This window comes from Pseudomonas sp. GW823-FHT01D03 (assembly GCF_058798255.1).
Window position 1 is genome coordinate 4350031 of record NZ_JBXAKK010000001.1, and the last position, 11720, is coordinate 4361750.

The 11720-nt window shown below is 61.0% G+C and carries 9 protein-coding genes; 4 read left to right on the plus strand and 5 right to left on the minus strand.

Features of this window, described 5'->3' with window-relative positions; translation table 11 throughout:
* Window positions 1-12: 12 nt before the first annotated feature.
* The 5 genes from hisC to mtnA all read right to left on the minus strand — a co-directional run bounded on the left by hisC (window position 13) and on the right by mtnA (window position 7707).
* On the minus strand, window positions 13-1125 hold the full coding sequence (gene hisC / locus AC1RBR_RS19090) for a histidinol-phosphate transaminase (RefSeq protein ID WP_492566125.1): 1113 nt from the start codon (window positions 1123-1125) through the stop codon (window positions 13-15).
* 13 nt (window positions 1126-1138) lie between these two features.
* Complete coding sequence (pheA, locus tag AC1RBR_RS19095; protein ID WP_003226907.1) at window positions 1139-2233, minus strand: prephenate dehydratase; 1095 nt, start codon at window positions 2231-2233, stop codon at window positions 1139-1141.
* Window positions 2233-3318, minus strand: a complete 1086-nt coding sequence (gene serC, locus AC1RBR_RS19100; RefSeq protein ID WP_095137262.1) for a 3-phosphoserine/phosphohydroxythreonine transaminase — start codon at window positions 3316-3318, stop codon at window positions 2233-2235. Before serC ends, pheA begins: the two co-directional genes overlap by 1 nt.
* 232 nt (window positions 3319-3550) lie before the next feature.
* Window positions 3551-6205 carry a DNA gyrase subunit A gene (gene gyrA / locus AC1RBR_RS19105; protein ID WP_115989181.1) on the minus strand — a complete coding sequence of 885 codons (2655 nt, stop codon included), beginning with the start codon at window positions 6203-6205 and terminating at the stop codon, window positions 3551-3553.
* A 425-nt stretch (window positions 6206-6630) separates the two neighbouring features.
* Entirely contained in the window at window positions 6631-7707 is a 1077-nt protein-coding gene (gene mtnA, locus AC1RBR_RS19110) for an S-methyl-5-thioribose-1-phosphate isomerase (RefSeq protein ID WP_096794920.1), read from the minus strand.
* A 108-nt stretch (window positions 7708-7815) separates the two neighbouring features.
* On the opposite strand from mtnA, the gene AC1RBR_RS19115 reads away from it, so the two are divergent.
* The 4 genes from AC1RBR_RS19115 to AC1RBR_RS19130 all read left to right on the plus strand — a co-directional run bounded on the left by AC1RBR_RS19115 (window position 7816) and on the right by AC1RBR_RS19130 (window position 11491).
* Window positions 7816-9150, plus strand: a complete 1335-nt coding sequence (locus AC1RBR_RS19115) for a TRZ/ATZ family hydrolase (RefSeq protein WP_492566126.1) — start codon at window positions 7816-7818, stop codon at window positions 9148-9150.
* 58 nt (window positions 9151-9208) lie between these two features.
* Window positions 9209-9907 (plus strand): bifunctional 2-polyprenyl-6-hydroxyphenol methylase/3-demethylubiquinol 3-O-methyltransferase UbiG, encoded by a 699-nt coding sequence (ubiG, locus tag AC1RBR_RS19120; RefSeq protein WP_047598712.1) that lies wholly within the window; start codon window positions 9209-9211, stop codon window positions 9905-9907.
* A gap of 4 nt (window positions 9908-9911) precedes the next feature.
* Window positions 9912-10583: an N-acetylmuramic acid 6-phosphate phosphatase MupP gene (gene mupP, locus AC1RBR_RS19125; protein WP_492566128.1), complete on the plus strand. Its 672-nt coding sequence runs from the start codon at window positions 9912-9914 to the stop codon at window positions 10581-10583.
* 167 nt (window positions 10584-10750) lie between these two features.
* Entirely contained in the window at window positions 10751-11491 is a 741-nt protein-coding gene (locus tag AC1RBR_RS19130; RefSeq protein WP_003226924.1) for a YciK family oxidoreductase, read from the plus strand.
* The last annotated feature ends 229 nt before the right edge of the window (window positions 11492-11720 follow it).

Below are 11720 nucleotides of genomic sequence, written 5' to 3' on the forward strand. Positions count from 1 at the left end.
AGAGCAGTGACATCACCCACGAGCCAGAACCTTACGCAGCGCTTCGAGGAAGCGGCTGTTTTCCGCCGGCAGACCGATGGTCACCCGCAGGTGGTTCGGCATGCCGTAATTGGCCACCGGACGCACGATCACGCCTTCGCGCAGCAGACCCTGGAAAATCGGCGCAGCTTCCTGACCGAGATCGACGCAGATGAAATTGCCCTTGGACTCGATCCAGCTCAGACCCAACTCACGGAAACCTGCCTGCAACTGCTGCATGCCGGATTCGTTGAGCTGACGGCTCTGCGCCAGATACTCGTCGTCCTTCAGCGCCGCACAGGCCGCGGCCAGGGCCAGGCTGTTGACGTTGAACGGCTGGCGTACACGGTTGAGCACGTCCGCGACTACCGCAGTAGACAGGCCATAACCGACGCGCAGCGCTGCCAGGCCATAGGCTTTGGAGAAGGTGCGCGATACCAGCAGATTCGGGTACGCCGCGAGGAAATCCAGACCGTCCGGCAGATCACTGCCTTCGGCGTACTCGATGTACGCCTCGTCCAGCACCACCAGCACGTGCTCCGGCACGTCCTGCAGGAACTCGTCCAGCGCTTCGGCGCCGAACCAGGTGCCGGTCGGGTTGTTCGGATTGGCGATGAATACCACGCGGGTATTGGCGTCGATGGCCGCGAGCATCGCAGGCAGGTCATGCCCCCAATCCTTGGCCGGAACCACTTTGGCCTGCGCGCCGACCGCCTGGGTGGCGATCGGGTAAACGGCGAACGCATGCTCGCTGAACACGGCGTTGAAGCCCGGCGCCAGATAGGCGCGCGCCACCAGCTCGAGGATGTCGTTGGAGCCGTTGCCCAGGGTCACCTGATTCAGCTCGACGCGGCACTGCTCGGCCAGCAGCGATTTCAGCGCAAAGCCGTTACCGTCCGGATAGCGGGTCAGCTCGGCCAGCTCTTCGCGGATCGCCGCCAGCGCTTTCGGACTGGCACCCAGCGGGTTTTCGTTACTTGCCAGTTTGACGATCTTTGCCGGATCCAGATCCAGCTCGCGCGCCAGTTCGTCCACAGGCTTGCCCGGAACGTACGGCGAAAGTTGTTGCACGCCCGGCTGTGCCAGAGCGAGGAAGTTGCCACTCATTTGCTACCGCCCCTTAGAGAACTGCTTTCGGGTAGGAACCCAGCACTTTGAGTGCTACTGCTTCCTGACTGATCTTTTCCAGCACACCTTTGATCAGCGGATCACGGTGGTGGCCGACGAAGTCGATGAAGAACACGTAGGTCCATTTGCCGCTGCGCGACGGACGGGTTTCGATCCGGGTCAGGTCGATCCCGTTGTCATGGAACGGCACCAGCAGCTCGTGAAGCGCGCCAGGCTTGTTGCTCATCGAGACGATGATCGAAGTCTTGTCGTCGCCGGTCGGCGGCACTTCCTGGTTACCGATCATCAGGAAGCGCGTCGAGTTGTCCGGACGATCTTCGATCTTCTCCGCCAGACGCGTCAGGCCATACAAGCCCGCAGCCATGTCGCCGGCGATCGCCGCCGAGTTCCACTCACCCTTGACCCGTTTCGCCGCTTCGGCATTGCTCGACACCGCCACGCGCTCGACATTCGGGTAATGCGCGTCCAACCACTTGCGGCACTGGGCCAGCGACTGGGCGTGGGAGTAGATACGGCTGATGCTGTCGGTCTTGGTGTTTTCACCGACCAACAGGTGATGGTGGATGCGCAGCTCGACTTCGCCGCAGATCACCATGTCGTGCTCGAGGAAGCTGTCGAGGGTGTGGTTGACCGCGCCTTCGGTGGAGTTCTCCACCGGCACCACGCCGAAGTTCACCGCACCCGCCGCCACTTCACGGAATACCTCATCGATCGCTGCCATCGGCTTGCTGATCACCGCGTGGCCGAAGTGCTTCATGGCCGCCGCCTGGGTGAAGGTGCCCTCAGGGCCGAGGTAAGCCACTTTCAGCGGCTGCTCGAGCGCCAGGCACGAGGACATGATTTCGCGGAACAACCGCGCCATCTCTTCGTTGCCCAGCGGCCCCTGGTTGCGCTCCATCACCCGCTTGAGCACCTGAGCTTCACGCTCGGGACGATAGAACACCGGCACTTCGCCTTCGGCCAGCGAGGCCATCTTTACTCGCGCAACTTCCTGGGCGCAGCGGGCACGCTCGCTGATCAGCTCCAGGACCTTGCTGTCCAGAGCGTCGATGCGAACGCGCAGTGCCTTGAGTTCTTGCTCGGACATCAGCCGTGTTCCTTCTCGAATTCAGCCATGTACGCCACCAGCGCGTTGACGGCGTTGATGTCGACGGCGTTGTAGATGGAGGCGCGCATCCCGCCCACGGAGCGGTGGCCCTTGAGGTTGAGCAGGCCGCGTTCGTCGGCACCGGCGAGGAACGGTTTGTCCAGACGATCGTCAGCCAGACGGAACGGCACGTTCATCCACGAGCGGTCCGACTTGTTGATCGGGTTGCTGTAGAGGCCGCTGGCGTCGATGAAGTCGTACAGCGTGCGCTGCTTGACGTCATTCAGTTTGGCGATCGCTTCAACGCCGCCCTGCTCTTTCAGCCACTGGAACACCAGACCGGAGAGGTACCAGGCCAGGGTCGGCGGGGTGTTGTACATCGAACCGTTATCGGCCGCGACCTTGTAATCGAGCATGGTCGGGCACAGTGCACGAGCCTTGCCCAGCAAGTCTTCGCGGATGATGTTGACGACGATGCCGCTCGGGCCGATGTTCTTCTGTGCGCCGGCGTAGATCATGCCGAAACGCGAGATATCGACCGGACGCGAGAGGATGTCCGAAGACATGTCGGCCACCAGCGGCACATCACCGGTTTCCGGGATCCACTGGAATTCCAGACCGCCGATGGTTTCGTTCGGCGCGTAGTGAACGTAAGCGGCGTCTTTCGACAGGTTCCACTCGTTCTGGCCAGGAATGGCGAAATAGTCGTAAGGCTTGGCGGTGGCAGCAACATTGACGTGGCCGTAGCGCGAAGCTTCTTCGATAGCTTTCTGCGACCAGATACCGGTGTCGATGTAGTCGGCGCTGCCGCCTTCAGGCATCAGGTTCAGCGGGATCTGCGCAAACTGCTGGCTGGCGCCGCCTTGCAGAAACAGCACTTTATAGTTCGACGGGATATTCAGCAGGTCACGCAGGTCCTGCTCGGCCTGGGTGGCGATGGACACGAACTCATCACTGCGATGACTCATTTCCATGACCGACAGACCCTTGCCGTGCCAATCAAGGAGTTCACCCTGGGCACGCTGCAGGACAGCTTCAGGAAGCGCCGCAGGACCGGCACAGAAGTTATAGGCTCGCTTGCTCACATCCAATCTCGCTCTGATTTGGTGGTATCACGCATTACATCATCAGCCGACACGAATCGAATGTGGGAGCGGGCTTGCTCGCGAAAGCGGCTGGACTGGCGACATCGTCATTGAATGTCAGTCCCTCTTCGCGAGCAAGCCCGCTCCCACACTGGATCTTCATGGGTGTCGAAATTTCATACCGGACAAATAACAAGGGGGCGAATTTTCATCCGCCCCCTCGCTTGTCCGCTTATTCCTGCGGCTCTTCGTCAGCTGCGGCGTCGAGTTGCTGGTCCTCGGCAACGTCGTCGTTCACGACATCCCCCTCGAACCCGGCACCCTCTTCACCTTCAAGCTCTTCGCCTTCGACTTCCGACGGCTCCTGAACCCGCTCCAGACCGACCAGGGTTTCATCCTTGGCCAGTTTGATCAGGGTCACGCCCTGGGTGTTACGGCCCAGGCTCGACACTTCGTCGACACGGGTACGTACCAAGGTGCCCTGATCGGAGATCAGCATGATTTCTTCGCCGTCGAGCACCTGAACCGCACCGACCAGACGGCCGTTACGCTCGTTGCTGACCATGGCGATCACGCCCTGGCCGCCACGCTTGTACTCAGGGAACTCGGTGATCGCGGTGCGCTTGCCATAACCACGCTCGGAAGCGGTGAGGATCTGGCTGCCTTCTTCCGGGATCAGCATCGAAATCAGCTTCTGCCCTTCCGGCAGACGCATGCCGCGCACACCGCGGGCAGTACGGCCCATGGCACGCACGTCGGACTCTTTGAAGCGCGTGACCTTGCCGCCGTCGGAGAACAGCATCACTTCGCGCTCGCCATCGGTGATGGCCGCGGAGATCAGCACGTCGCCTTCGTCCAGCTCCAGCGCGATCAGACCGACGCTGCGCTGACGGCTGAAGGATTCCAGCGGGGTTTTCTTCACGGTGCCGTTGGCGGTCGCCATGAAGATGTAGTGACCTTCGGTGTATTCCTCGACCGGCAGCATGGTGGTGATGTATTCACCGTCATCCAGCGGCAGCAGGTTGACCAGCGGACGACCACGGGCGGCGCGGGACGCTTCCGGAATTTCGTAAGTCTTCAGCCAGTACACCTTGCCCTTGCTGGAGAACAGCAGCAGCGTGGTGTGACTGTTGGCCACCAGCAGGTGAGCGATATAGTCCTCATCCTTGACGCCGGTCGCCGATTTGCCTTTGCCGCCACGACGCTGTGCCTGGTACGCAGCCAGCGGCTGAGTCTTGGCGTAGCCACCGTGGGAGATGGTCACGACGCGCTCTTCTTCCGGGATCATGTCGCCCAGGGTCAGGTCGAGACGCGCATCGAGAATCTCGGTGCGACGCACATCGCCGTATTCGGCGCGGATCACTTCCAGCTCTTCGCGGATCACTTCCATCAGGCGCACGGCGCTGTTGAGGATGCGGATCAGCTCGCCGATCTGGTTGAGGATCTCTTGATACTCCGCCAGCAGCTTCTCGTGCTCCAGACCGGTCAGACGGTGCAGACGCAGTTCCAGAATGGCTTGCGCCTGCTCTGGCGACAGGAAGTACTTGCCTTCACGCAGACCGTATTGCGGATCAAGGTTTTCCGGACGGCACGAATCGGCACCGGCACGTTCAACCATCGCGACTACGGCGCTGGATTCCCAAGGGGTGCTGACCAGTGCTTCTTTCGCTTCCGACGGAGTCGGCGACGCCTTGATCAGAGCGATCACCGGGTCGATGTTCGACAGGGCAACGGCCTGACCTTCGAGGATGTGACCACGCTCGCGGGCCTTGCGCAGCTCGAACACGGTACGGCGGGTAACCACTTCGCGACGGTGACGGACGAAGGCTTCCAGCAGATCCTTGAGGTTCAGAATCCGCGGACGGCCATCGATCAGCGCAACGATGTTGATGCCGAATACCGATTGCAGCTGGGTCTGGGCGTAGAGGTTGTTGAGGATCACCTCAGGCACTTCGCCGCGACGCAGTTCGATCACGACGCGCATACCGTCCTTGTCGGACTCGTCGCGCAGTTCGGTGATGCCTTCAAGCTTCTTCTCTTTGACCAGCTCGGCGATCTTCTCGATCAGACGCGCCTTGTTCAGCTGGTAAGGGAGTTCGGTAATGACGATCTGCTGACGGCCACCGACCTTGTCGATGTCTTCGATGATCGAGCGGGCACGCATGTAAATGCGGCCGCGACCGGTGCGGTAGGCTTCGATGATGCCGGCACGACCGTTGATGATCGCGGCCGTCGGGAAGTCCGGACCGGGAATGTATTGCATCAGCTCATCGACGGTCAGCTCGGGATTGTCGATGAGCGCCAGGCAACCGTCGATGACTTCACCGAGGTTGTGCGGCGGAATGTTGGTCGCCATGCCCACGGCGATACCGCTGGAACCGTTGACCAGCAGGTTGGGGATGCGCGTCGGCATCACCGCCGGGATCATTTCGGTGCCGTCGTAGTTCGGCACCCAGTCCACGGTTTCTTTATGCAGGTCAGCCAGCAGCTCGTGCGCCAGCTTGGTCATGCGCACTTCGGTGTATCGCATGGCCGCGGCGTTGTCGCCGTCCACCGAACCGAAGTTGCCCTGACCGTCAACCAGCAGGTAGCGCAGGGAGAAAGGCTGAGCCATGCGGACGATGGTGTCGTACACCGCGGTATCACCGTGCGGGTGATACTTACCGATCACGTCACCGACAACACGGGCAGATTTCTTGTACGGCTTGTTGAAGTCGTTGCCCAGCTCGCTCATCGCGAACAGTACGCGACGGTGCACGGGCTTGAGGCCATCGCGCGCATCCGGCAGTGCACGGCCGACGATTACGCTCATCGCGTAGTCGAGGTAGGACTGTTTCAGCTCGTCTTCGATATTGACCGGGAGGATTTCTTTGGCCAGTTCGCCCATGAGAAGCCTGATTCCTTTTTCTGGTGAAACTTCGTCATGTCCATATGGGATGAACGAAGCTCGTCGGGGCAGGCTGAGTGCCATGCGCCGACTTACGACAAATCAACAAATCGAACCGTGGATTTGCGCAGTAAAGACAGCTCCGTGAAGCTGCCTCGGAAAACGCCGGATGTTATCACAAGAGCCGCCACGCACCTATCCCCCAGATGCGCATGGAGCATAGTTAGTTGACCGATGACAGGCGTAAAGGGGACGAGAGAGGCTCAGAGCTTCTTTTAATGCAGTTTTGAGGTCAAGTTTTGCGATGTTTATTGACTTTGATGACCTCATCGCGAGCAGCTCGCTCCTACAGGGTTTGCGTTCGACACAAAACATTGTAGGAGTGAGCCTGCTCGCGATGGCGTCCTTACAGACGCCAAAGCCAATCAATGCAGGCGCTTGCGGCACATCAACTGGGCCATTTTCGCCGTATCCGGCCGCTCGACGATGCCCTTTTCAGTGACGATCGCGTCAATCAGATCCGCCGGCGTCACGTCGAACACCGGATTGAACGCCTCGACGTCCGCGCCCACGCGCTTGCCACCGACTTCCAGCAGCTCGGCGCCGTCACGTTCCTCGATCGGAATGTCGTCGCCACTGGCCAGATGCATGTCGATGGTCGAACTCGGCGCCACCACCATGAAACGCACGCCGTGGTGCATGGCATTGACCGCCAGTTGATAGGTGCCGATCTTGTTCGCCACGTCGCCATTGGCGGTGATGCGGTCAGCGCCGACGATCACCCAGGTCACGCCTTTGGTCTTCATGATGTGTGCAGCAGCCGAATCGGCATTGAGCGTCACCGGGATGCCTTCGTTCGCCAGCTCCCAGGCCGTCAGGCGTGAGCCCTGCAGCCACGGCCGGGTTTCATCTGCGTAAACCCGCTCGACCATGCCTTCCAGATACGCCGCACGAATCACCCCCAGCGCCGTACCGAAACCACCGGTCGCCAAAGCGCCGGTGTTGCAGTGAGTCAGGATTGCCTGGGCATTACCCTGATGCTTGCGGATCAGATCGACGCCGAGCTGGGCCATGGTCAGGTTGGCTTCGCGGTCGCTCTCATGAATCGCGATGGCTTCAGCTTCCAGCGCCACCAGCGGATCGGCATTGTCCTTCAGGCGATCGAGCCTATCGTGCATGCGATTCAGCGCCCAGAACAGGTTGACCGCTGTCGGCCGCGAGTCGGCCAGCAGGGCGAAATCCTCTTCCAGCGCCGCGTACCAGTCGCCGCCTTCGGCCACGCGGGCGCGGGCCGCCAGCACAATGCCATAGGCCGCGCTGATGCCGATCGCCGGTGCGCCACGCACTACCATCGAACGAATCGCCTCAGCTACACCGGCCGCGCTGGTGTAGGCAATCCAGGTTTCCTCGAACGGCAAAATACGCTGATCCAGCAGGTGGAGCGCGCCATCTCGCCAATCGATGGCCTTTACTTTCTCCGCAGCCAACAGTCGATCGCGCATCCCTCACCCCGCACTCATGAACAAAAGCCGCCGATTATAGCGATCCCCCCGCGAAGACGCTCGGGTATACTTCGCCATCCTTTACAAAAGCACTGGAACCGACCCTCGATGCCGAAACCTGCCATTGCGCTCGACTTATTATTGCTGCCGACCTGGCTGGTACCCGTCGAACCCGCAGGCGTTGTGCTCAAGGAGCATGGCCTGGGCATTCGCGACGGTCGCATCGTGTTTATCGGCCCGCGCGCCGAAGCATTGAAGTGTAACGCCACTGAAGTCCGCGAATTGCCGGACGTACTGCTCGCCCCAGGCCTGATCAACGCTCACGGGCACGCGGCGATGACCCTGTTCCGTGGCCTGGCCGACGATCTGCCGCTGATGACCTGGCTGGAAAACCACATCTGGCCGGCCGAAGCCAAATGGGTCGATGAAGAGTTCGTCCGTGATGGCACTGATCTGGCGATTGCCGAGCAGATCAAGGGCGGCATCAGCTGTTTCTCGGACATGTACTTTTTCCCCAAAGTCGCCAGCGAGCGCGTGCACAACAGCGGCATTCGCGCCCAGATCGCGATTCCGATCCTCGATTTCCCGATTCCTGGCGCCGCCAGTGCCGATGAGGCCATTCGTCAGGGCGTCGAGCTGTTCGGCGATCTGAAGCATCACGAACGGATCAAGATCACCTTCGGCCCGCATGCACCCTACACCGTGGGCGACGAGAACCTGGAAAAAATCCGCGTGATCGCCGAAGAGCTGGACGCGTCGATTCACATGCATGTCCACGAGACCGCCTTCGAAGTCCAGCAATCGCTGGAGCATCGCGGCGAGCGGCCACTGGCCCGCCTCGGTCGTCTCGGCCTGCTCGGCCCGCGCTTCCAGGCGGTGCACATGACCCAGATCAGCGATGACGATCTGGCATTGCTGGTAGAAAGCAACACCAGCGTGATCCACTGCCCGGAATCGAACCTGAAGCTGGCCAGCGGTTTCTGCCCGGTGGAGCGTCTGTGGCAGGCTGGCGTGAACGTTGCCATCGGCACCGATGGCGCAGCGAGCAACAACGACCTCGACCTGCTCGGCGAAACCCGCACTGCCGCGCTGCTGGCCAAAGCCGTCGCCGGCTCGGCCACCGCGCTGGACGCCCATCGCGCGCTGCGTATGGCCACGCTCAATGGCGCACGGGCTCTGGGCATCGAGGGGCAGGTCGGCTCGCTGGAAATAGGCAAGGCTGCGGACATCGTCGCTTTCGACCTGTCCGGCCTGGCCCAGCAACCGGTCTATGACCCGGTGTCGCAGCTTATTTATGCCACCGGCCGCGACTGCGTGAAACACCTGTGGGTCGCCGGCAAACAGTTACTCGACGACCGCCGTCTGACCCGTCTGGACGAACAACAGCTGGGCGCCACCGCCCGGGCCTGGGGCCAGCGCATCAGCGGCCACACCGAATCGTAAACACCGCGGAGCAGACTCCGCGGCTACATCCCTTTTCAAGTTTTTCGAGGAATAGATCATGAGCAACGTCGACCACGCCGAAATCGCCAAATTCGAAGCCCTGGCCCATCGCTGGTGGGACCGTGAAAGCGAATTCAAACCCTTGCACGATATCAACCCGCTGCGGGTGAACTGGATTGACGAACGGGTCAATCTGGCCGGCAAGAAAGTCCTCGATGTCGGCTGCGGCGGCGGCATCCTCAGCGAAGCCATGGCCCAGCGCGGCGCCACTGTCATGGGCATCGACATGGGCGAAGCGCCACTGGCGGTCGCGCAACTGCATCAGCTGGAGTCCGGGGTCAGCGTCGAATACCGGCAGATCACCGCCGAAGCCCTGGCTGAAGAAATGCCCGAGCAGTTCGACGTCGTCACCTGCCTGGAAATGCTTGAGCACGTACCGGACCCGTCGTCGGTGATCCGTGCCTGCTACCGCATGGTCAAGCCGGGCGGCCAGGTGTTCTTCTCGACCATCAACCGCAATCCGAAGGCTTACCTGTTCGCCATTATCGGCGCCGAATACATCATGAAGCTGCTGCCTCGCGGCACCCACGACTTCAAGAAATTCATCCGCCCGTCCGAGCTGGGCGCCTGGAGCCGCATCGCCGGCCTGACCGTCAAGGACATCATCGGCCTGACCTACAACCCGCTGACCAAGCACTACAAGCTGGCCAACGACGTTGACGTCAACTACATGATCCAGACCCTGCGCGAGGAGTAAGCCGATGGCCATCAGAGCAGTCCTTTTCGACATGGACGGCACCCTGCTCGACACCGCGCCGGACTTCATCGCCATCTGTCAGGCGATGCGCGCGGATCGCGGCTTGCCGCCGATGAACGACAAGCACATCCGCGACGAAATCTCCGGCGGCGCGAAAGCCATGGTCGCCGTGACGTTCTCGATTGACCCGGAATCGCCGGGCTTCGAGGAGCTGCGTCAGGAATTCCTCGAGCGCTATCTGGCTGGATGCGCGGTGCACAGCAAGCTCTTCGACGGCATGGGCGAACTGTTGGCCGATATCGAAAAGGCCAACCTGATCTGGGGTGTGGTCACCAACAAGCCGGTACGGTTTGCCGAGCCGATCATGCAGCAACTGGGGCTGGCCGAGCGCTCGGCGCTGCTGATCTGCCCGGATCACGTGAAAAACAGCAAACCGGATCCGGAGCCGCTGATCCTCGCGTGCAAGATGCTTGATCTGGATCCGTCGACGGTTTTGTTTGTAGGCGATGATCTGCGCGATATCGAGTCGGGCCGCGATGCCGGCACCAAAACCTGTGCCGTGACCTATGGCTACATCCACCCGGACGACAACCCCCGGCACTGGGGCGCGGACGTGGTGGTGGATCATCCACTGGAATTGCGCAAGGTGCTCGACAGCGCGCTGTGCAGCTGCTGAAAACGGCCTTTGTGGCGAGGGGATTTATCCCCGATGGGTTGCGAAGCAGCCCCCGCAATCTTTCAGGTCGATTCGATATGCAGGTTTACGACTGCTTCGCAGCCGGTCGGGGATAAATCCCCTCACCACAGGGAAGCAGGTCTTCATGAATGGATTGTGAGGTTTTTATGTTTGATTACACCGCCCGTCCCGAATTGCTCAAGGATCGGGTCATTCTGGTCACCGGTGCCGGTCGTGGCATCGGTGCGGCTGCCGCGAAAACCTACGCCGCCCATGGCGCCACGGTACTGTTGCTGGGCAAGACCGAAGCCAATCTGACCCAGGTCTACGACGAGATCGAAGCGGCGGGGCATCCACAACCGGCAGTGATCCCGTTCAACCTCGAGACCGCCCTGCCCCATCAATACGATGAGCTGGCGGCGATGATCGAAACCGAGTTCGGCCACCTCGACGGCCTGCTGCACAACGCCTCGATCATCGGGCCGCGCACGCCGATCGAACAGCTGTCGGGCGAAAACTTCATGCGTGTCATGCAAGTCAACGTCAACGCCATGTTCATGCTGACCAGCACCCTGCTGCCGCTGCTCAAGTTGTCGCAGGATGCCTCGGTGGTGTTCACTTCCAGCAGCGTCGGGCGCAAGGGCCGGGCCTACTGGGGCGCCTATGGCGTATCGAAGTTCGCCACCGAAGGCCTGATGCAAACCCTGGCCGATGAAGTCGACGGCGTAGCACCGGTTCGCTCCAACAGCATCAACCCGGGCGGCACGCGTACCAGCATGCGAGCACAGGCCTATCCGGGGGAAAACCCGCTGAACAATCCGACCCCGGAAGAGATCATGCCGGTGTACCTGTACCTGATGGGCCCGGACAGCACGGGCATCAATGGCCAGGCCTTCAACGCGCAATAACTGCCATACGTCGCTTTTGTTGCCGTGGCGGATTACCGTCGCGGCACACAATTGCCGCTTCCCACCGTCACACTTCAGTCAAATATCCGCCACCCACCCTCAAAGCAAAACGCCATCCTGTTGATTTCTAAAGGCTTTAATAAACCTGAACCGAATGGCACGACTTTCGCTCTAATTTTCCTCAAAGCATGCCGTGTGAAGGCACTGGGGCCAGACCGATTTCGATAGC

Coding starts and splice junctions, on each gene's coding strand:
- hisC (WP_492566125.1), bottom strand. CDS start 1,125: ATGAGTGGCAACTTCCTCGCTCTGGCACAGCCGGGCGTGCAACAACTT.
- pheA (WP_003226907.1), bottom strand. CDS start 2,233: ATGTCCGAGCAAGAACTCAAGGCACTGCGCGTTCGCATCGACGCTCTG.
- gyrA (WP_115989181.1), bottom strand. CDS start 6,205: ATGGGCGAACTGGCCAAAGAAATCCTCCCGGTCAATATCGAAGACGAG.
- mtnA (WP_096794920.1), bottom strand. CDS start 7,707: ATGCGCGATCGACTGTTGGCTGCGGAGAAAGTAAAGGCCATCGATTGG.
- AC1RBR_RS19115 (WP_492566126.1), top strand. CDS start 7,816: ATGCCGAAACCTGCCATTGCGCTCGACTTATTATTGCTGCCGACCTGG.
- ubiG (WP_047598712.1), top strand. CDS start 9,209: ATGAGCAACGTCGACCACGCCGAAATCGCCAAATTCGAAGCCCTGGCC.
- mupP (WP_492566128.1), top strand. CDS start 9,912: ATGGCCATCAGAGCAGTCCTTTTCGACATGGACGGCACCCTGCTCGAC.
- AC1RBR_RS19130 (WP_003226924.1), top strand. CDS start 10,751: ATGTTTGATTACACCGCCCGTCCCGAATTGCTCAAGGATCGGGTCATT.